Raw genomic sequence first — 22,360 nt, 5'->3', positions numbered from 1 at the left:
TCAATTACGCATTAGTTCTCATTAAAAGACTTTACTATTCGCATCCACCAATTTTCGCTAGAAAGACTGCTGCGTCTTCTAGACTTGGATTAATCACAAATCCTGGTAAAAGCACCACAGAATTACCAGCATCATAGGTAATATTACCACCAGAAATATGATTAGTCCCAGTGATTATATCGGAGGTTTGAATGAGAGACGCTCCTGAAGTAAAATTATCATCAGGATTAACCAAAGTTACATTTGACTCACATGGGCTTACTGGTTCATCTTCTATAATTGTAAAAATGTAGTCTTCTACTTCGCCATAAGGACTTGTAGTTGCACTATGGCAAGCTGTTAACTCATTAGAATTATCCTCTAATCTAACACGCATTCTAATAGAACCTAAAGTGGCATTCTCAGGTATCAATATATCTTCTGACTGAGTTTCTATTTGATTTGCAGCAACCTGCCAAACCTTTTCATCAGTCTCAAAAATACCATTTGCGTTAAAATCTAACCATACAGAAAGAGCGTCAGCATAAAGTATTCCTTTTGAGATAGATAAAGTATACGTTTGCCCTCTTATTAAACTTAGTCCTGAATTATATAGTGTAAAACCGTTTGAACTGCAGCCAGATGTTTGATTTAACAATTCTTCTGTCACTGTACTTAAAGAAACATTATTTATCACATCGCCAAATTTACAGTCTAAACCAGAGACATCGCAATAAGGAGATGGGTTCACAGTTATAGCTGCACCACTTCTATTAATACTCTCACAGGTTTCTGTACAGCTAACGTAATAAGTTCTTGACTCTGTCAAAGCAGGACTTGTAAAACTGTTCCCAGTAGCTATTGAACTCCCACCCATTTCTTCTTCAAACCAATTCACGGTGCCAGAGCATCCACTTGCAGTTAAAGTACCAGTTTCACCATACTCTATAGTAATATCTGCCACCGTAGGAGCATCCGGAATATTAACACAACTTGTAATTCCTAGGTCTTTACTATTTAAACTTAATTCTCCACACAAAATATCATTGCTAATATCACTTTGAAGGCTAGTAAAAGCTCCTTCCAAATAAATAGACAAATCTGAACCGCCAGCAAAGTATAATCCATAAATCTTAAAGTCTCCTACAGACAAACTCCTAAAATCGCTTTCGTCAGAAAACCTTTTAATTAATCCACTACCTGTATCATAAGCTAAATAGGTATAATCATAAGGAGAACCAGCCTCTGGAATTGGAGCATAAACTGTACCTTGGGTAACATCTATAGTATAAGCCGCAGGTAAGGTGGGAGTGTTTGGATAATTATTACCGAAATTAGAAAGAGTAAGTTGATAGATTCCAACAGCCAAATTTATTGAAATGGTACTAGTTAGATCAACCAAACCATTACTAGCGTTCTCTTGGGCAGATGATGCCAACCAATTTGAACAAACACTCGATGCGTTAAACGAACCGCTGTAGAGGTTCATTAACAAACCAAAATCTCCGTCCATTGTAAATTCATAATCACCAGCCTGCTCAACATAAAAAGTATAAACGTCATAATAATTTGCGTTTGATGGTCCTGAACAGCTCCCATCTGAATCTTTATATGACAAGTTGGATGGCGAGTCTGTACTTTCTAAAACTCCACTAAATGCTGAAATAGCATTTCCATAAGCAGCTAAATCAAAGTTTAAGTTTGAAGAGCCTTCTACATGAGTCTCAACATTATCAGGTGTAATAGTGCTAGATGCAGTGTTACAGGAGCCATCAGATATTGATATATTTTGGTCATTAATATCAAAGAATATATTGTTGACAGCTTCTACTTTAAAACGAACCTCAGACGAAACAATACTAGGAACAGTAATACTTTCAGAGCCATCATTTGCTGTATTGGCTACTAAAGAACTGAAGTTTATCCCTCCGTCAGTACTTATTAAGATATTGACATTACTACAATTAACCGGAGTTCCATCCGTCCCATTCACATCCCAAGTTATGGTTTTGGTCTCCCCCTGAAACCATAAAGTGGGAGTATTCCCTATGCTTACCTGAAACGGACCTGAGTCTGCAACGGTAAGCACCATTCCATCAGAGTCTATACCACCACCACCACTCTCATTATCTCTTACTGTAAATCTGAAATTAATGTCTCTTGCTACTTGAGCTAAGTCTTCACCTACATTGTCGTCAGGGTTATTTGATGAACCCAGAATATAAGAAACATCCGGAAATGTTCTGCTCTCATGTACAGAAGGGAGTTTACTCCTAAATAAAGGAGCTGTGGTACTATTAACGGCCGAATAACCTCCTACTCCTTGAATAGAACTCCCCAATGCCCCTTGGTCATTAGAGCTAGCTACATCAAATTGTTCCCAAACAAATGTAAGATTCCCGTAAGGTGTATTTGCATCAGTGGCTGTTCCTGTTAGTTCAAATGGTGTACCCTTAGGAATTACATAATCCGAACCTGCACTTGCCACAGGAGGTGTATTTCCGGTAGCACTCGAACTTATACATGTTCCTGCGGCACCTGAAATATTATTAAAAATCTGTTCTAAGCTTTTAACATGGAAATACTCATCTTCATTATTCCCCGAAATCACATAGTTAGTAGGGGACGAACAATTATTCCCATAACCCATCAAAGTAGTTCCACTCCCTGGCTCTACTGCAGCGGTATTGCTCCAACCACTGGTACAGAAAGTCGGACTGCCTGTACTGCCACCCATGGCATTAAAAGTGTGCCATGCCCTAAACTGATGACCTACTTCATGTACATAAAGACCAGCAATAGAACCAACAGGGGCACTTTCCATAAACTGTGTCATACCTCTTGCTTTAGAAGCATCTGAACAAGGGTCTGGACCTGCCTGTCCGCAGATATAACATGCTGACTGAACTATATTAAAAGTGTGCCCGACATCGTATTTAGATTTTGCCAACAAACCATTTGTGGCCATGTCATTAAAAGCTGTTTGAGATTTAATTGCACTAGCAAATGTCTCTGGATTATCATACGGGTCCATGTTCACATCATCAAAAATGATTGTCATGGTGGTGATAGACTCCGAAATTAATTGAAAACTAATAGCTGTTTCTATCTCAAAAATCAAATTGGCAGCATTTACAATAGACACAATTTTGTCTCTAACCTCCGCTTTTGTACCTAGTGCCCCAAACATCTCTGCCGGTGCAGCTGCAGCCATTCTATAGGTTCTTAAACTAGTTCCTACCGGAAAAGGGGCTTCTGAGGCAGTCCGAAAATTCTTTATGTCAACACCGCCCTCTTCTAATACATTACAAACGGCTTCTCCTAAGCCTCCAACATCGCTTATTGTATATAAATGAAGTTTTTCGTTGGTTTTATCTAAAGATTCAAAAAACACATACTTTCCATAAGCCTTATAAACACCAGATAATCCTGAAGGCGTTATTGTCAATTTTATGGGAAACTGCTTGTTTTCTGTAACACCTCCAAAAGTCTGAACGTCAGTTGGCTGAAAACCGTTGGCTAGTTTTATAAAGTTTAGATTAACCACCTCTACCCCACCATCATATAGTGGTAATTTTAATTGAGGAGTTAAGGGATTACTTATCAGCGAAACATTTAATGCCTTAATATCGAAATCAATAATCTTTCCTTCTCGTGGGGCTAACTGTTGTCCAAATGAAACCTTGGAAATAAAAAAAACGTAACAAACTATTAGTAAACTCTTAGAAAATAGATTCATATCAGAAGGGGGTCTGCAAATAAATTTGTCGTTTAATTTATAGATTTCAACACCTAAAATATTAACTACAAAAACAATGCCCCTGAATCCAGTTATGTACGAAAACGCTTATTAGTCATACATCTATCAATGAATTAACAGTGCTAATTTATTCTATTTCTCAAAAAAAGCTTGAAATTCCGCCTCAGAAATCATTGGAACGCCTAGTTTTTCAGCTTTGGCTAGTTTTGAAGGACCTGCTGCTTCGCCTACAATTAGATAAGTTAATTTCTTAGAAACCCCACTAACTAATTTACCACCATTAGCTTCTATTTTCTGTTCAATTTCTGCTCTTGAATAATTTTTAAAAGTACCTGTGTAAAGCAAAACCATCCCTTCTAGAGCCATGCTTTCCATTTCTGATACTACATTCTCCGCTTCAAACTGAAGACCTACATCTTTTAATTTTTGAATAAATAGTCTATTCTCTTCATCAAAGAAATAGTCTTTTATACTCAATGCTACTTTCTCTCCCACATCTGGCACATTTAAAAGTTCTTCCAACGTTGCCTCTTCCAAAGCTTCAATTGTCTTAAAATAATCGGCTAGTTTTTCGGCAGTTGTTTGCCCTACAAATCTTATTCCTAAACCAAACAATACTTTTGCAAAGGGCTGTTTTTTTGAGGCCTCTACCCCATTTAAAATATTTTCAACCGTCTTTTCTTTGAAAGAAACTCTTCTGGACTTACCCGTTAATTCATCTGTATGAACTTTTTCTAAACCTAAGATTTGGTCATGACTTAGTGCATATAAATCAGAGGCATCTTTTAAGAGGCCGTTTTCAATCAATATCTCAATTTTCCCTTCCCCTAAACTGTCAATATCTAAGGCTTTTCTTTGAATAAAATGTTCTATTCTGCCTTTGACCTGCGGCGGGCATGCTTTTTCATTGGTACAGTAATAGGCGGCTTCCCCTTCATTTCTAACTAATTCAGTTCCGCAAGCAGGGCAGTTTTTAATAAACTCTACTTTAGGTTTGAACAAATCAGCATTAGGCCTTGAGCTATCTACTCCAGTTATTTTAGGAATAATTTCACCTGCTTTTTCTACAAAAACATAGTCGCCCAGACAAATGCCCAAACGTTCTATTTCGTCTGCATTATGTAGCGTAGCTCTTCTTACGGTAGTCATCGAAAGCTCTACAGGCTCTAATTCGGCCACAGGCGTAACTGCTCCGGTTCTGCCTACCTGGTAGGTAACGCCTTTTAAAAGTGTTGATTTTGACTCGGCCTTATATTTATAGGCAATGGCCCATCGTGGACTTTTGGCTGTAAAGCCTAAATCTTCCCGCTGAGCGTATGAATTTATTTTGATAACAATGCCGTCTGTAGCACATGCTAACTTATGCCTTTTATCAGACCACGCATGCACATAAGCTATAGCTTCTTGAATATTCGCCACCTTTTGCCATGAATCAGAAACATTAAATCCAACTTTCTTTAAAGAAACTAAACTTTCCTCGTGGGTTTTAAAACTATCATTGTCGCTTAAAAATTGATAAACATAACAGTCTAAATTACGAGATGCTACCACCGCAGAATCCTGCATTTTAAAGGTACCTGCAGCAGAATTTCGTGGATTAGCCAATGGATTTTTCCCTTCTGCTACTAATTCTTCATTAATTCTATGAAACTCAGTATTTGGCATAAAGCCCTCTCCTCTAATTTCGAATGTTTCTCTATTTTGGAAATCACCAATTTGAAGTGGCAAAGACTTTAAAGTTTTGACATTGGTAGTAATATTATCTCCCTGTGTACCATCTCCACGTGTAAGGGCTTGTTTTAAAATACCATTTTCGTAGGTTACGGAAAGTGATATACCATCAAATTTTATTTCGCAAATGTACTCGTAAGGTGCATCTCCGAGCGTCTTTTTTATTCTTTCGTCCCACTCAATAAGCTCTTGCTCATTGTATGTATTTGACAGCGAAAGCATTGGGTATTTATGCTTAACAGTCTCAAAATCTTTAGTAATAGTACCACCTACACGGTGGGTAGGAGAATCTTCCCTTACAAATTCAGGGTGAGCTTGTTCTAAACTTTCAAGCTCTTTTAGTAACAAATCAAATTCCTGATCAGAAATTTCAGAAGTAGCCTCTTGGTAATATTTGAGGTTGTAATGGTTTAGCTTGTCGGTGAGGGCGTTAATTTTATCTAAAGGCTCCATTTAAAGAGATTTGTTTGTAACAAATTTCACCAAACTGAGTCAATTTCAAAACAATTGCAGCCTAGAATTAATGTATTAGATAAATGAACGTAAGATTTGCTCACGTCTTCGCCTACTTACTTTAAACTTTTCTCCTGAGTTTAATACCACATAAACTTCCTGCTCTTGATTAAGTACAGACTTCACATGCCTTTTATTTACCATCACTCCTTTTCGTGGAATTATGAAACTAGCATTATCATTTAGTTTTTCTGAATAGTGCTTTAATGTAAACGCAGTTAAAAAGTTAGCTTGCTCCTTTAAAAAAACCTTGGTATAGTTTCCAAACTCACTTTTAAAGTGAGTAATACTTTCAAAAGGAACCGTCTTTTTTCCGTAATCAAAAATAATAGAGTTACTGGTTAATGTTGAAGTTTTCATGGCAAAGTCAATTTTTGTTATTTAAAAGTTTCCATTTCCAAATTAGCGTCCTGACAAATTCAAGCCTGACAATCACGGCTATAAAGGACAAAGCCTAAGCATAAATCGCTTAAACGAGCTTTCTATGATTCAAACTTATAAAGCAGAAAGACAGCAGATGGCTTTTATGTATAGATGGTAGGTTTTTCTAAATAACTGGCAAATTTCTTTATGTACCCGTTTAATAAGGCAACTTGAGTCATACTCCTGCTAAGGTTTACCGTAAAAAATAATGCGTGTGGTCTTTTCATCACAACCTTGCATTATATTTGGATATAGAAAAGCCATATCCCAGAAACTGAAATATGGCTTAAAAAAAGTAAAAAAACTATACTACTCTTCGTAAGTGATAAGTACGGAGAATGGCTCGCCATCCATATTCGATCCAATACTTTGAAAAACAATATTACTATTATCAATTTGCACTTCATAGTGAACCGTACTTCCTACCGCACCATCATTAGGTAAGTACCTATTACCGGTCACTGAACTTTCTACAAGACATTGTACTCCTAAAATTTTGGTTTTGGTTAAGCCATGAGCCACGCTGTGGCTAGTTGCTGATAAAGGGATAATACCTGAAAGTTTTTTCATTTTAATGCTGGGGGCCCCACTTCCACCCAACTCAGTAAAACCTTCTACTCTAAAGTCAGATTCATTAGCCCCAGAACCACCTACCACTACTAATCCATTTGACTCATCATTCAAAATCAATGTTGCTCCAGCAGTATTATTGTAAGCATTAATCTCATTATTATCAAATATTAAGTGAAGACCTGTTAAAGTACCAATTGCAGCTGCACCAGTACTAGAACTTGTTGATGCTATGCCCGAATTTACATGAAAAGGAAGCGTTGGATCACTGTTTAAGATACCCACTTTACCATCACCTCTAACGGTTAAGATATTACCACTTGCACTAGAGTTAAATATATTAAAATAGGCGTTTGATGCAACATCATTTGTCTTACCATATAGTGTCCAATCATTTGAAGAACTGAAATTTGAAAACGTTATCCTAGCCCCGTCACCATTGTTATTTTCAGTAAGCCTTAACTGAGGAACGGCCGTAGTACCATTAGTATATATATGCAATTTGCCTTCTGGTTCAAAAGTCCCAATCCCCCCTCTGCCGTTTCTAGCCCAAAAATAACCTGCCGAAAGACTGCTGTGTGAAAGATTAAAACCGTCCTTTATCTCATCGTAAAATAACGCTCCCCTAAAGCTATTATTTTCGTAAAACCTTAACCCCGCTAGACTAGAAGCCGAAGTTGAATAAAGATTAACAAAGGAACTTGTGTTTGTTCCTTGAATCAATGACGTTGAACTAGGATCCAATACTATGGACTGCCCAAGTGATACTTTTACAATAGAGGATAACAATAAGAGTAGTATAATTTTTTTCATGATTGATTAATTTAGAGTTTTGCTTAAAAGATTTCTAAATTTATAATGACCACTCAATAAAATTTGAAAGTTTTTATCTAATGGTTCAGGGTTTTATTTTATGGCTTCTCTTATTTCAATACTTAGCTCATTGTCATTTATATATTCTATTAAAGCACGTCCTTTTCTTCTTGAAAGTGGAAGAGTTTCGCCTGTTTCTAATCTGGCAAACAACGCTCCTGACTTAGTCAAAACCTCTTTTACAAATTTAAGATTGACCAAAAGCCCCTTTCTTGGTGAGAAAAAATTTGAATTAGCTTTAAGTTGGTCGGAAAACAATCGAAGTGTGAAAGATGAGATTAAAGACTCACCATTGGCTACATTTATATTGCTATAGTTTCCATCTCCTTCAATATACTTAATTGAAGGTGTGTGAATCATCCGTTTACCATGATTCAAAAGAATACATGGCACTCCTGTTTTTGTAATGAAAATTTTCATGGCTGTTTTTTTTGTTCTACTTTTTAATAAGATGAGTGAAAAATGATTTCGCAATCGTTCAAACTCAATTAGGTCACTCATTATCAAACGTATAGAATAAATAAAAGGGAATTACCTATTTTGTATGGATGGTAGAGTTTTCTAAATAAAACAGCCGATTCTTTGTATAAACTACAATAATTAATTCAGTTAAAAAAAGCACCCATTAAGCACTTATAACATGACATTTAAACCTTAAATTTAAGATTCTATAAAACTTTTTTTGTGTACAGATAGACAATTATTAAGTGCAGTTGGTGCTAAATCCTGTATCAATTGTAATTCTTCAACTATCTAATTAAGGTGGTCTTTTATTATAATTCCAATAGATAGAAATCAAGACAGTATGTCTTTATCCTCCCCTGCAATTCTTACTTTTGCAAAAAAATACTTTCAAATGCCTATCATAGCTCCTTCTTTACTTGCATCAGATTTCGCTAACCTCCAAAGAGACATTGAGATGGTCAATGCTTCTCAAGCTGATTGGTTTCACATTGATGTTATGGATGGTGTTTTTGTACCAAATATCTCATTCGGTATGCCTGTGATCCAAGCCATTAAAAAGCATGCAAAAAAGACCATGGATGTACATTTGATGATAGTACAGCCTGAAAGGTACATTGAGACATTTGCCAAAATAGGGGCTGACATAATTACAGTGCACCATGAGGCATGCACACATCTTCACAGAACTTTGGCTCAAATAAAAGAAGCGGGCTGCAAAGCTGGAGTAGTTTTAAACCCTGCTACACCTGTTTCAGTTTTGGAAGATATTTTGATTGATTGTGATATGGTATTACTCATGTCTGTAAACCCAGGTTACGGCGGACAAAAATTCATCTATAAGACTATTGACAAAGTCAAGAAACTTAAAGCTATGATTCAAGAGCAAGGCTTAGACACCATGATAGAAATAGACGGTGGTGTAAATCTTGAAACAGGAAAACTACTTGTAGACGCAGGAGCAGATGCCTTAGTAGCAGGAAGTTTTGTTTTTGGCAACGAAGACCCGAAGGCCACTATAGCTAAACTAAAGCAGCTTTAGTTTCAGCCTCCGCTTACTCTTCCTTTATTTTCACTTACAAAAGCACCCCAGCCTTTTTTACCTGAGGCATTGCCTGTTAACGCTTTAGTTTTGGCATTCATGTGATGACAAACCGCTACAGCTAAAGCATCTGTAGCATCTAAAAACTTAGTTTCTAGTTTCTGAGCAAAGAGATTTTCAAGCATAAAAGCCACCTGTTCTTTGCTGGCATTCCCGTTTCCTGTCACACTTTTTTTAACCACCTTCGGAAGATACTCTACCAAACTAATATCTTTTGCTAATGCCGCTGCCATGGCCACACCCTGAGCTCTGCCTAGTTTAAGCATAGATTGAACGTTTTTTGCATAAAAAGGAGCTTCAATCGCCATTTCGTCAGGCAAATACTCTTCAATAATCCCCGTCATGCGTTCAAAAATCTTCTTCAATTTTAACTCGTGAGAGCCTAATTTCTCTAATCTGAGTACGCCATACTGTATAATCTTAAGCTTACTGCCTTTCACCTCTATCAAGCCATAACCCATCACATTAGTGCCGGGGTCTACGCCTAAAATTATTTTCTCTGATTTAGTCATCAGGCATAAAGGTAAGGCTTTTTGATACTCCCATACTTGCTTATCTTTGAGAAATTGAAATCAGTTTATTGAGTATTATCGCCACTGTTCTGGTCTTTACTTACGGCATATTTTGTTTGCTGTTGCTCGGCACTTGGTTGGCCTGGAAGAACTATAGCCCTTCTGGAACCAAAAGGCATTTTCATAAAATTAGCCTCATAATCCCTGTTAGAAACGAAGCTGAAAATATACTAAGACTTCTAACAGACCTACAAAATCAAACATTAGACAAGAAGTATTTTGAAGTAATTATAGCAAACGACGACAGTACAGATAATACCTCAGAATTAGTTAAGACTTTTAAAAATCATAATACACTTGACCTAAAACTGGTCAATTTGCCTCCCAAGGCGGTTAATACTTCGCCTAAAAAAAGGGCAATAACACACTGTATTGAAGAAGCTTCGGGCTCGCTTATAGTATGTACAGATGGTGACTGTACCGTTTCTGACAAATGGTTAAGCAGCATAAAAGATTATTTTGAAGAAAAAGACGTGGTATTTTTAAGTGCTCCTGTTTTCTTTTTGGATAGTGTTTCCTCCAATATTATTCAAAGGATTTGGACTAAAATTCAGCAGATTGAGTTTGCTAGTTTGATAGTTTCTGGAGCGGTTTCTATAAAAATGAACTTCCCTAATATGTGTAGCGGAGCCAATATCGCTTACCTTAAAAGTGCTTTTTTAGAAGTACATGGCTTTGAAGGAAATGAAGACGTAGCAAGTGGAGACGATGAGTTTTTGATGCATAAAATGTCAAAAGCATTCCCTAAAAAGGTGCATTATTTAAAGTCGAAAGACGCTATTGTCAAAACGGAAGCTTTACACGACCTTCAAAGTTTTTATAATCAAAGAAAACGCTGGGCAGGAAAGTGGAGCAAATACACACTTTTGAGTCCTAAAATTGTGGCGATCTTTATTTTTAGTGCGAATGCCGCTTTTCTTTACACATTGATAAGTATTGACCTTCCAAGCATAGCTCTCAAAATAGTACCCGAGTTCCTATTTCTTGGCAGCCTTTTAGTCTTCTTCAAAAGACCTTTCTTACTAATTTTCATCCCACTTGTTCAAATCATCTATCCACTTTACGTCTTACTTTTTGGATTGGTGTCGCTAAAGAAAAAACCTTATACTTGGAAAGATAGAAAACTCAGCTAATGTTTTACCGTACACCCAAATTATTAAAAGCCCTTTACCCTAGTCTTACTTGGCAGCGAGACAGTACGAAAAAAGAGCTCTATCTAACTTTTGATGATGGTCCTATTCCTGAAGTGACAGAATTTGTTCTTGATACACTTGATATATTTAATGCTAAAGCTAGTTTCTTTTGTATTGGTGATAACATAATAAAACATCCTAACATTTTTCAAAAAATAGTAGAAGCTGGGCACGCTATCGGAAATCATACTATGCACCATTTAAAAGGTTGGCAAACAGAAACTAGTACCTACTTAGAAAACACCTCTCTCTGTCAGGAGGAAATAGCGAAGAATTATAAAGGAAACCGCAAAAGACTTTTCCGTCCGCCCTATGGCAGAATAAAACGTAGTCAAATAAAGCAACTAAGTCAAGACTATGAAATTATCATGTGGACAGCTTTAAGCCAAGATTATAGAGCCGACATTTCTCCAGAAAATTGTCTAAAGAATACGATTCAGGCCACAGAGACGGGTTCTATTATCCTTTTTCACGACAGCCTGAAAGCAGAGAAAAACATGCGATATGCTTTGCCAAGATTCTTAGAAACCTTTGCCGACTATGATTTCAAGGCTCTTTAGAAGTTACGCTCTGACAGCCAGCCGCTCACTCTCCTAGCCCATTCGGCTTGTTTTACTTTATTCAGATTATGATTTGACTCGGCATCATATGCTTCTTGTAACTTATTCATTTCTCTAAAAGCCTCCAAGTACTCGTATTGAATGTAACTATTGAGGTCATCCATGGTGGTGGCTTGTATATTCCTGAGCTTCATTATAAGCCTATCCATTACCACTTTTGTAATGTCAAAATGAATTTGCTCATGCTCTAAAGACTCTTTATTTTTTGCCTCTCCTTTTGCCCAAGACTGACTCTGAATCATAAAAACCTGCGGACTAATGATGGCCGTAAGTCGGCCATTCCTAATGGTTAGTTTACTTCCTAAGGCTATAGTAGGAAATATAGCAGCGGCGTATCTAGAACCCATTCTAGGAGGAGCTTTAAAATCATTCCAAGTCACTTTTCTAGAATTATAATGAACCGTATCTCTATTATTCCGTGTTTCGTAAGGCTTGATTATAATATCAACTCCTTCGTTAAAAGCTTCTATCCTACTTTTATTTAGTTTGATATAATTGTCTGCAAATTCTAGGCATGAAAACCACATTTGATTTAGAATGGGTTCAAAAGACTCTTCCTTTAAATTATTGAGCGTACGCTGATATCTTGACGAGCTATAAGGCTTGCAAAGTAATGAGGTATCTCCTTCATGAACCGAGTAAATATTCAGATTCATGTTGGCTCTTCCATTTATTAAACCAGAATTATTTCTCGTCTCTGTAAAAGCCAAATCTGTAATTTCCGCTATCAAAACAACCCCATTTGAACGTTTCTGGAAATTATCCTCTGTTTGATTTAGGAAGGCTCTTTCTGTACCACTTCTTATTTCTAAGTCTGATTTGGTACCGTTTCTCGTATATAATTTTCCTAGAAAGTATTTTGAGGCTCGCTTATCTATTACCTCTCCATAGTAATAGCCATTTTCTCCGAAACCATAATCCTTTGTTTTAAGACTTAGCGTCATTTGAGCTTTCAGCCCTATGCATGAAAGCAGCAAAAGAATAAATAAATAGTGGCTTTTTCTTAACATCAGAAGTTTTAACGAAAATCTAAAGATAAACTGATATTTGGACTAAGAAATGATGTTAACGAGCTATTAACAGTAGAGCTCTTCTAAATTTTCTATATTCTTAGCAGAAAACCTCAGAAATGTATAGTATCCAGTCTGATTTTATTGAAAACCAATAAATATGAGGTAATTTCGTTTGAAACCAGTACTCTTTATTCAGGAAAATGCCCCTAAGGATTTTTACACTTTTTTTTCTCATTCTAAGTTTCCAAAAAACGGTAGGTCAAGAGGTATTATGGGCCTCAGAGGTTCTTAGTTATTCTTCAGAAAAATCAGACGTCTTTAATTCACCTAAATATAGGTCGGTCCAAATACTCGGAACACCCAGTGTATACCCTCAAATGGCTGATTCTCCTTGTGCATGGGAACCTAATGGCTCTCAATATGGGGAAGATTACGTGAAAGTGGGCTTCACAAAAGCAATTGATGTTCAACAAATAGCGATAATTGAAAATCTAAATCCTGGTGCAATTGCACGTATTTTTGGGTATGATGAAGCTGGCACAGAATATCTTCTTTATCAAAACACAGGACAGAAAACAACTGTAAAAAGTCGTTTTTGGAGGGTATTTGTTAAACCTATGAAGCAGCCTATTAATGCCATAAAAATTGTGGTGAATCATAGAATATCAAAAGGACGAAAACAATACGATGCCATTGCGATTTCTGATTCGCAAAACTTTATTGAGTTCAATATTAATGTGGCAAAGGATATTCCAGACGACTTACAAAAAGAAAACTTAGGTCCGACAGTGAATTCCCCATATGGCGAGGTGGCTCCTATTATAACTCCTGACGGTAATACACTTTATTTCACAAGATTAAACCATCCTGACAATATTAGAGATGAAAATGATAAGGATGCCGAAATAAAACAGGATATCTGGTTTTCTAAAAGAAATATTGCTGGCGTATGGATGCCACCAGAAAATTTGGGGCCTCCTGTAAATGATGCCAATTTAAATGCCGCAGCTACCGCTTCTGCATCGGGTTCGGGTTTATTTGTTTTAAACCTTTACAAACCTGGCGGAAGACAAGAAATAGGCCTTTCAAGAACTACCTTTAGTGATGGTAAATGGAGCTACCCTGAAGAAGTGAGAATTACTGATTTTCAAGCTAAGAAAACAGAAAAAGACAAAGCGGCAAACACAGAATACGCCATAAGCCATGACGAAAACATACTGGTAATGGCTCTTAATCGCTTACCAAGTTTTGGAAACAATGACCTCTACGTTTCTTTCAAAGAAGCAGACGGCTCCTATTCTAGACCTAAAAACATGGGTTCTATTCTAAACACGGCCGACAATGAAGGTTCTCCTTTTCTTTCTGCCGACAATAAGACGCTCTATTTTAATTCGAAGGGACATCCTGGCTTTGGAGACTCTGATATTTTCATGACTAAACGTTTAGATGAAACTTGGACGAACTGGTCTGAACCTCTTAATCTTGGTCCAAAAATAAACACGGAAAGATGGGATGCTTTTTTCACCATTCCTGCCTCAGGAGAATTTGCTTATTTAAGCTCAGACAATAATTCTTTAGGAGGGGAAGACATTTTCAGAATAAACCTCTTCAAATCCATCAAACCTGATGCAGTGGCCATTTTAGATGGTTCTATCATGGAAAAAGATGTAAATACCATTATTGATACTCCTTTAGGCTTAAAATCAAATAGTGACAGTCTAAACCTAAAAGGATTTAATATTGAAATCAATCCAGATACTAAAGCCTACAAAGTAATATTACCCGTAGGTTTTAAATACTATTTTGACATAAACGAGAAAGGTTATTTGAGTTTACAAGATTCGCTTGATTTGACCCGTGAGGGTAACTACCGAGAAATCACAAAAAACTTTCACCTATCTCCTATTAGAGAGGGCTCCAAGATGGTTTTGGAGAATTTGATATTTGCTCAAGGTAAATATGAGATAGAAACATCTTCTTATGACGAACTGGAAAAACTGGTCAAAATAATGAAGGAGTACCCTAAAATGAGGATTTTACTGGAGGGTCACACGGATAACCAAGGAGATTTTACACTTAACGTAAAACTAGCAAAAGACCGAGTGGACGAAGTTAGAAACTACCTTGTAAAAAAAGGTAAAATATCAGGTTCTAGAATTGACACAAAATCATGGGGGCCTATTAAACCAATTTCTAGTAATTCTACACCAGAAACCCGCAAGAAAAACCGTCGTGTGGAGTTTACAATCCTCAAAATGTGATTACTTTTGTTTCTTTGTGAAAGACTTCCCAATAAGATATTTTTTCATGCCATCTCGTATCCTGGTTCTTATCATTTTAGGCTTCGCTGGATTTTTAAGATTTAACCATATTGGCTCATATAGCCCATATACAGATGAAAAATTCACCTTACTAAATGTTCATGGAATATGTGTAGGAGGTTATAATCAACCCGAACTTACCGATAAGGATACTTTCACGCCAAAAGAATTCTGGAAAGACCGTGATTTAAACGACCATTACCAGGCCATAGCCCGTTCTGACTTTGGTACACATTTTACTTATAATGTGTTTCTGAAGTATTGGATAAAAGCATTTGGTTTAAAAGACGGCATGGTGAGAACCTTGAGCGTTTTGTTCAATCTATTGACCTTAGTCCTCGTCTTTTGGCTTTGCAAAGCATTTTTAAAATCGACCTATATTGGGCTAATTGCTATGTCAATATTAGCTCTAGACCCCCTTTTTATATCACAGAGCCATTTTGCTAGAAGTTATACTTTGTCCTTTCTTTTGGTGGTATTAGGCACCTTTCTTTTTTACAAAATATTAAAGTCAGAGAATAAGAAAGAAACTATAAAACTTGGCATTTATTATGGAATAATAGCTGCGGCAGCCTTATTAAACCATTACCTGAACTTCATTGTTTTTCTGGCTCATGTAATTACAGCGGCCATTTATTTGAGAAGTCAACGAAAGTGGCTTGTATTAATGGCTGCCGGTGCATTCACACTACTGGTTATGGGCTATTGGATGACAGCCGGCGGTGGTCAATGGTCTATGGAATTTCTTAAGGATAAGAATGCTCTTCATCTAAAGATGGCAAATTTGCCTGCCGACCAAAATCCAATGAGCGGAAATGTGGACCCGAGTAGTGCAAAAAATGTCAGTCAAAAAGCAATTAATATTTTCTTTGATAGCAATTTGGTAAGCTTTGACCTTTACCATTCTTTGCATGGCATTCTAAACTTGGCTTTATTTATATTTGCTTCAATACTTTTCGGTTTAACTTATAAGTTTACCAAAATTGACAAGCAGAAACTACTGCTAGGCTTCCTTGCAGCTATGCTCATTTTAGGTCTAGTGCTGCTCTCTTCTCATTATAAACTAGCTTTTATTTCAGCTGCATTTGTGCTTCTGGTTTTATATCATTGGTTTAAGCATCCTGTAGAAAAGGAACTTCGGCTAATTCTTCTTTTAACTGGGCTATTGCCTTTGTTTTATGTCATATTTGATGCTTTCAAAACAGGACATACCACTTCACTAGCTCATAGATACATCGGTGTTTGTGTACCTTTTCTAGGAATTATTTACGCCGTTGGTCTTTACCGGCTATTCCATCAAAAGAACAACTTAAAGTATTTAGCTATTATCCCTTTGGCGTATCAACTGTTTTTTGTTGGTTCTGAAATCAAATCAATTTTAGAAGACAACTCAGCCCGCTATTCTTTCAGAAATGAGGCTAGAGAGGAAAACCCATACCGAGCAGCTAGTCTATTGGTCATAGAAAATTACAGTGAAGGAGACACGCTTTTCATTCCTTCTTATAGCGAGAATGTTTATTCTGAGTTTAGAGATAAACAAAGTAAGAATATTTTAGATGCTCAATATTTGAATCTTTACTTACCAAAAGAGGCTAACTATATAGAAAAGATTGATGTAACGGAACCGAATCTTTTGGTTTTGAAAAAGGGAAATGGAGAGCGAAAAGTATTATTTGACTTCCAAGGTAAAAAACTAAGGTACTAATGAACGAAACCGCAAAAAATAGAGCGATTTATGCCATAATTGCCCTTCTTATTTTAGGGTCCGTTTGGATGGTGGTTCGGTTTGGCGTGAATGTACCACACTGGGACGACCACGCAATTCGTGTTTTGATTGATAATTTTTCTTGGAACAAATTAGGTGGACTTTTTAAGTTTCATAACGAACACCGCATCTGGCTTACTAGAACCGTCACTTTGATTTATAAAAGCATAAGTGGCCAGACCGATTTTAAATTCATGATGTATTTTGGTCAATTCGGTTTAGTCGGACTGATGGTTTTATACATTCTTCTAGTTCGTCACTTAAAGTTAAATAGTCTTGGCCTTTTATTTATAGCTCTTTTTATCTTCAACTTCTCAACAGTTGAAAACAGTTTATGGGGTATGGCCGCTATTCAAAACCACTGTATCCTTTTTTTTGCTGTAGGTTCTCTTAGCTTATTATCTACCTCTTATTTCAGTGAAAAAGTCTCATTTATTGGAGCCATAGTTTTTTCTATATTGGCATTACTCACTTCTGGAAATGCCGTTTTAATAGCCCCTATTGGTTTGGCTATTTTGTTTTTCTTAGGACGCAAAAGACAAATGTTAATTTGGCTAGGAATACATGCTTTAGTTTTCGCTATCTACTTTATAGGTTTTGAAAAGAGTGTATCGGAAAGGCCTCATATTGAAGATTTCTTCCTAAACTTTTTGGCACTGAATGGCTCACATTTCTATCCTATTTTGGATACAGTATTTAGCACCAAACTAGCCTACATACTCGGCTTTTTTAATATTCTTTTTGGCCTTTGGGTTATATTTAGATTGTTCTTTTCTAAAGACACCAATGAGAAAACACTTAATTTCTTAGCCATTCAGGCTTTCTTTTTAGGAACATTGGCTCTGGTAGCCATTGGCCGAAACGATTACCAGGTAGTTACCCTTTTAAGCAGTAAATACAAGATTTATTCCTTTCTAATTTTTGGAACAAACATCCTTTTTTGTTTACAGTTTCTAATAACTCCGAAGTGGAAATACATTTTTACGGCAGTAGCTCTTTTCCTTTTTGTGAATGCTGAGGTGTCTTACCTTGGTTTGATAAGAAGTACCCACATGGAACGCATAGCAGATGTTATCAATCTAAAAAGCACAGAAACAGATTTCAATAACACCTCTTATAATCCGCCTACATTTGATTTTGAAAAAAGCCTGCAAGCAGAAAAAAAAGAAGTAGACCCGAGCAAAATTGACAGCATTGCTTTTTCCGGAAATGATTTACTTTTCTTTGAAAACAATCTTCATAAATTCCATGAAAACTATATTTGGCTCAAAAGTAAAGATTCCCAGTATTTATTACCTTTAAGACTGGTCAAAGGCTCTCTTTTTGGAACTGTAGAAGGCATTGCCTATTTAGACAGAAGAAATTTCAAAACGGATTTTTATCAAACCTATCTCTTAGAGATTTCTGAAAATGAAACTGCACTGTATGACGCCGTAAAAACGTTAAAAATAGAGGGTATCCCTTTTACCGAAGCACCTAAAAACTGGTAAGTATTGAAAACTAACTACATTAAATCACTGGACGGAATTCGCTTTTTGGCGGTAAGCATGGTGCTTTTTGACCATTGGTCTGGTGACAGATTAGGTTTCCCAGCTTCATATCTGGGTGTTTGTATGTTCTTTGTTTTGAGTGGTTTCTTGATTACCAGAATTTTGCTTGCAGCCAAAGAAAAAGACACTAACCTCAACAGAGGTCACGGGTTTTCTTTAAAGCGATTTTATATCAGAAGAACTATCCGAATTTTCCCTATTTACTATCTAACACTTGCCATACTCTTTATTTTGAATGTGGAGCCAGTTAGAAGTAAAATAGGCTGGCTAGCCTCATATATGAGTAATAATTATATAGCCATTACAGATAATTGGTTAGGCTCAGTAGACCATCTTTGGTCGCTTGCGGTAGAAGAACAATTTTACCTTTTCTTCCCTTTTCTTATATTATTCTTGCCTTTAAAAAACATTCAAAAATCCCTGTTAGTCCTGATAGTTCTTTCTGTATTACTGAGGGCCTATTTTTATCTGTCTGGTGCCTCTTGGATTAGGCCTTATGTACTTATGCCAACCTGTTTAGATGCCTTTGGACTTGGTGGCCTTTTAGGCTATGGCGTTTATTATCAGAAAGAAAAACTTGTCAATTTCTTTTCAAAGACTTCCACCTTGCTTATTGGTACTGCTATTTATGTGGTGACAGTATTATGGCTCCAGGCCGTTTCTGAAGGGCATAATTATGTTTCTATCATTTTTCTTAGGCTTTCGGAATCCATTATTTCTGTGGCCATAGTTGGGTACCTAGTATGCAGAAGCAACACCTCCAGAGGTATACTTCACAGCATTTTTGAATGGCAGCCCTTGGTATATATAGGGCAGATTAGTTATGGAATTTACATCTATCATAATTTCATTTATAATGCTTATCATAGCTCTCCAAACAACCCATTTGTAAGAGTTGCTAACAAAATAACTTCGGTCTTAAGTGATGGCTTTGCTGGTACTTCCGTAAAGATTTTATTTCTTTATATCGCTGTAATATTGATATCAACGGTCTCTTGGTATTTGATAGAGAAGCCCATAAATAAACTAAAGCATAAATATGGCTACTGATATAACATTAAGCTTTAATGACTATCTAATTTCAAAGAAAATTGACATTGCACTCTTTCAAAAAGAAGAGCCCGCTATGTTTGCTGAATGGGAGGCGATGTTCAAAAAAGTACATCCTGATAGTTTTACGGCTCAAAAGAAGTTTTTGCTGAATCCTATTCGTAGAAAGTATTTATTGACGGAGGGTTAAATTAACTACAAATTGAGGCAAGCGTTTGTCATGATTTTGGATCAAAATCCCGCCAAACGAATAACAAATCATATATTTTAACGAGGGATTTCATCCCTCGCTATTAATATTACGCCCCTCTGGGGCTTTTCGACAACAAAAACTAGTTTTATTTCATTAAAACTTTACCCCCAAATCATCTGAGCAATATATATCAGGATAAAACATGACACGCCTAAAATACCAGTAGCTACTGCGTGAATTCTATAGCCCATACTTATCGTCATACCTGTCATTTGCGTAACCAACCAAAAGAAGCTATCACTTACATGAGAGACCACGGCAGAACCCGCTCCAATAGCCAAAACAGCTAAAGCTTTTGACACTTCTGTGTCTAAGCCTAACTCTGGAATCAAGGGCGTAATAATGGAAGCCGTAGTAATCATAGCTACTGTGGATGAACCTTGAGCAGTTTTTAAGGCGGCAGATATTAGGAAAGGTAAAAAGATACCCATTGGATAATCTGCCAATAAAGGAGCAATCATATCCCCCAAACCTGCGTTTTGAAGCACCTTACCAAAAACACCACCTGCACCCGTAATCATCACTATGGAAGCAGAATCCAGAAGAGCTTTTCCTACCCAACCTTGGGTTGAAAGCATATCGCGTTCCAGTTTTTTTGGTAAAGTAAAGGCTATTAACAAACCTATTATAAGAGCGATTATTGGAGTTCCGACAAAGTCTAAACCGCTTTTTAGTCCTCCTTCTCCAATAATAGAATACAAATCGTTAAAGGATTTTAGAACAATCAAAAGCAAAGGAATTAACACAGGAATGATAGAATGAAAAAAGCCTGGAGCAACTGCCAGTTTTTTATCAAATTCTCCTTCTCCTAAATCTGGAGCCGGGTCTAGCCATGTTTTTGAGGCATATGTTTTTGCAAAGATTATTGGTGGGATAAGAGCTATCAAACTAATTACTGCACCAAAAGCTATCACCAAACCTAAGTCTGCTCCTACAATGGCCGCCGTGGCAATAGGGCCTGGGGTTGGAGGCACCATGGTATGTGTAGCCATAAGACCAGTGGCTAAACAAACAGTGGTAACCGTTAAAGAGAGCCCTGCCTTTTTTGTCAATGCCTTATTGAGTGAGTTTAGAATAACGAAACCACTATCTCCAAAAACTGGGATAGAAATAAGCCAACCTACTAATGACATGGCCTCTGGCACTCTTTTCTTACCGATTAGCTTTAAAACGCCATTGGCAAGCCTTACAGCTCCGCCGGTGTTTTCTAGAAATGCACCAATCATTACACCAATAATAATCACCAATCCAATGCTTCCGAGTGTTTTACCAAAGCCCTCATTAATAGACTCTATGAGTTTAGGTAGCGGAACACCTGCCGTAAGCCCAAAGAGCAGAGCTACAAAAAGTAATGCTAGAAATGGATGTAATTTAAATTTGGTAGTGCTAATGACAATCAAGGCCACAGCTAGGATAAGGAGAATAATTAACATGTATTTTATATAGGGTTGAAGCTGTGAAAATAAGCAAATAATCACAGCTAAATAAAACGCTTCCCATATAATCTACAAAACATCCTACTTTAGGCTTTAAATCAATCGAAAAAAGGTAATATCAAGCTTCCTTATAAAAAGCTTTTAATACTGCCTCGGCTTCCTTATGCTGTGGGCAAAACTTATCTCTTGATGCTTTATTTGGGTCTTTGAAAGGAAACCATTTCCAAGCAAAACCGCCTGCAAACCATTCTTGCCTCCAAACTTCATCAAAAAGGGATTGATAGGCTCTTGCTTGTAATCCTTCGTTATCAGGCAAAGAATAATCCGTTTCCCATGGTTTATCAGCGGAAAAATCACAGCTCCTATATCCATATTCGGTAAACAGAATAGGCTTTTGATGTTTTGAGGCTATTTTATTCATTTTCTTTAAATGCTTTTTCCAGCCAGATTTCAAGGTTGCTAAATCCGGGCTTCTCTCTTTTGCCAAAGGGAAATAACCGTCAACGCCGATATAATCCAATTTGTCCCAAAATGGCACATCATCATAACAATCCCAGTTTTCTGCATACGTTAATTCTCCACTATATACTTTACGAATATCGGCAATAAGCTTTAACCAAAAAGCCGGGCGTTCTGCCACCATGGTTTCCATTTCGGTAGCTATACAAAAAAGTTCTACATCATTTTCCTCCGCTATTTTGGCGTATTGAAGAATATATCCACCAAAACTCTCTTCAAATTCCTTCCACTGTTCTTCTGAATCTAAAGTAAATTCTCCTGTATAATTTCCCCTTCCGTACCACATATGTGGCTTTAGCATTACTTTTTGTCCATTTTCATGAGCTAAACTTATGCATTTGATAACACCAGATGGCTGCTCTCCCCACCATTGATGTCCTTCTTTTGGGGCATCTGTAACTTTTGCATATCTAAAAGTAGCCTCTCCTTCTTTCACAAAACCATAAGGCATAAGTGCTGCCCAATCTGCATGTACACGTTCAGTAGATTCAAAGTGCGAAGAATCTATTGGTTTATTAGGAGCCACAAAGGATAAGCCCTTCATCTTTTCTCCTTTAAATACAAAAGGGGCTTTTTCTGTCTCAAGAAACATAAAATATCCTGCTGCTAACAGTACAAAAAAGCCAGAAGTCAATAGTTTTGTTTTCATAATGTT

General features: G+C 36.8%; 17 protein-coding genes. 8 read left to right on the top strand and 9 right to left on the bottom strand.

The annotated features are described in order from the left end of the window. Positions 1–34 precede the first annotated feature (34 nt). The 5 genes from AADJ06_RS00685 to AADJ06_RS00665 all read right to left on the bottom strand — a co-directional run bounded on the left by AADJ06_RS00685 (position 35) and on the right by AADJ06_RS00665 (position 8,269). Complete coding sequence (locus AADJ06_RS00685) at positions 35–3,718, bottom strand: GEVED domain-containing protein (RefSeq protein ID WP_341224462.1); 3,684 nt, start codon at positions 3,716–3,718, stop codon at positions 35–37. A gap of 153 nt (positions 3,719–3,871) precedes the next feature. After that, positions 3,872–5,923 (bottom strand): NAD-dependent DNA ligase LigA, encoded by a 2,052-nt coding sequence (gene ligA / locus AADJ06_RS00680; protein ID WP_341224461.1) that lies wholly within the window; start codon positions 5,921–5,923, stop codon positions 3,872–3,874. A 75-nt stretch (positions 5,924–5,998) separates the two neighbouring features. Then, positions 5,999–6,343, bottom strand: coding sequence for a LytTR family DNA-binding domain-containing protein (locus tag AADJ06_RS00675; RefSeq protein WP_341224460.1), 345 nt, complete (start codon positions 6,341–6,343; stop codon positions 5,999–6,001). Positions 6,344–6,715: 372 nt separating this feature from the next. After that, a complete protein-coding gene (locus AADJ06_RS00670; RefSeq protein WP_341224459.1) occupies positions 6,716–7,789 on the bottom strand; it encodes a hypothetical protein in 1,074 nt (357 codons plus the stop codon). A 93-nt stretch (positions 7,790–7,882) separates the two neighbouring features. Then, a complete protein-coding gene (locus AADJ06_RS00665; protein ID WP_341224458.1) occupies positions 7,883–8,269 on the bottom strand; it encodes a LytTR family DNA-binding domain-containing protein in 387 nt (128 codons plus the stop codon). A gap of 385 nt (positions 8,270–8,654) precedes the next feature. Here AADJ06_RS00665 and rpe point away from each other — a divergent pair, with 385 nt between their 5' ends. Then, positions 8,655–9,353: a ribulose-phosphate 3-epimerase gene (gene rpe / locus AADJ06_RS00660; protein ID WP_341224457.1), complete on the top strand. Its 699-nt coding sequence runs from the start codon at positions 8,655–8,657 to the stop codon at positions 9,351–9,353. Between the two features lie 2 nt (positions 9,354–9,355). On the opposite strand, the gene ruvC is transcribed toward rpe, so the two are convergent. Beyond that, on the bottom strand, positions 9,356–9,925 hold the full coding sequence (gene ruvC / locus AADJ06_RS00655; protein ID WP_341224456.1) for a crossover junction endodeoxyribonuclease RuvC: 570 nt from the start codon (positions 9,923–9,925) through the stop codon (positions 9,356–9,358). A 68-nt stretch (positions 9,926–9,993) separates the two neighbouring features. On the opposite strand from ruvC, the gene AADJ06_RS00650 reads away from it, so the two are divergent. After that, positions 9,994–11,118 (top strand): glycosyltransferase, encoded by a 1,125-nt coding sequence (locus AADJ06_RS00650; protein ID WP_341224455.1) that lies wholly within the window; start codon positions 9,994–9,996, stop codon positions 11,116–11,118. Further along, complete coding sequence (locus AADJ06_RS00645) at positions 11,118–11,738, top strand: polysaccharide deacetylase family protein (RefSeq protein ID WP_341224454.1); 621 nt, start codon at positions 11,118–11,120, stop codon at positions 11,736–11,738. Before AADJ06_RS00650 ends, AADJ06_RS00645 begins: the two co-directional genes overlap by 1 nt. Here AADJ06_RS00645 and AADJ06_RS00640 read toward each other — a convergent pair. Continuing rightward, the gene (locus AADJ06_RS00640) at positions 11,735–12,808 is read right to left on the bottom strand and encodes a hypothetical protein (protein ID WP_341224453.1); all 1,074 of its coding nucleotides are present in this window, start codon (positions 12,806–12,808) and stop codon (positions 11,735–11,737) included. The genes AADJ06_RS00645 and AADJ06_RS00640 overlap by 4 nt on opposite strands. Before the next feature lie 380 nt (positions 12,809–13,188). Here AADJ06_RS00640 and AADJ06_RS00635 point away from each other — a divergent pair, with 380 nt between their 5' ends. The 5 genes from AADJ06_RS00635 to AADJ06_RS00615 are packed head-to-tail and all read left to right on the top strand — an operon-like array spanning position 13,189 to position 19,687. Then, entirely contained in the window at positions 13,189–15,072 is a 1,884-nt protein-coding gene (locus AADJ06_RS00635) for an OmpA family protein (RefSeq protein WP_341224452.1), read from the top strand. Positions 15,073–15,118: 46 nt separating this feature from the next. Then, positions 15,119–16,837 carry a glycosyltransferase family 39 protein gene (locus tag AADJ06_RS00630; protein ID WP_341224451.1) on the top strand — a complete coding sequence of 573 codons (1,719 nt, stop codon included), beginning with the start codon at positions 15,119–15,121 and terminating at the stop codon, positions 16,835–16,837. After that, entirely contained in the window at positions 16,837–18,387 is a 1,551-nt protein-coding gene (locus AADJ06_RS00625) for a hypothetical protein (RefSeq protein ID WP_341224450.1), read from the top strand. Before AADJ06_RS00630 ends, AADJ06_RS00625 begins: the two co-directional genes overlap by 1 nt. A 3-nt stretch (positions 18,388–18,390) precedes the next feature. Further along, the gene (locus AADJ06_RS00620) at positions 18,391–19,497 is read left to right on the top strand and encodes an acyltransferase (RefSeq protein ID WP_341224449.1); all 1,107 of its coding nucleotides are present in this window, start codon (positions 18,391–18,393) and stop codon (positions 19,495–19,497) included. Next, positions 19,487–19,687, top strand: a complete 201-nt coding sequence (locus AADJ06_RS00615) for a hypothetical protein (protein ID WP_341224448.1) — start codon at positions 19,487–19,489, stop codon at positions 19,685–19,687. The genes AADJ06_RS00620 and AADJ06_RS00615 overlap by 11 nt, the downstream gene beginning before the upstream one ends. A 164-nt stretch (positions 19,688–19,851) precedes the next feature. Here AADJ06_RS00615 and AADJ06_RS00610 read toward each other — a convergent pair whose 3' ends face one another. Together AADJ06_RS00610 and AADJ06_RS00605 are read right to left on the bottom strand one after the other, a co-directional pair. Further along, positions 19,852–21,183, bottom strand: a complete 1,332-nt coding sequence (locus AADJ06_RS00610) for a GntP family permease (protein WP_341224447.1) — start codon at positions 21,181–21,183, stop codon at positions 19,852–19,854. A 121-nt stretch (positions 21,184–21,304) separates the two neighbouring features. After that, a complete protein-coding gene (locus AADJ06_RS00605) occupies positions 21,305–22,354 on the bottom strand; it encodes a hypothetical protein (RefSeq protein ID WP_341224446.1) in 1,050 nt (349 codons plus the stop codon). Between the last annotated feature and the right edge of the window lie 6 nt (positions 22,355–22,360).

It is taken from the genome of uncultured Arcticibacterium sp. (assembly GCF_964021845.1).
Lineage (GTDB): Bacteria > Bacteroidota > Bacteroidia > Cytophagales > Spirosomataceae > Arcticibacterium.
This window is presented reverse-complemented; position numbering and strand designations above follow the sequence as displayed.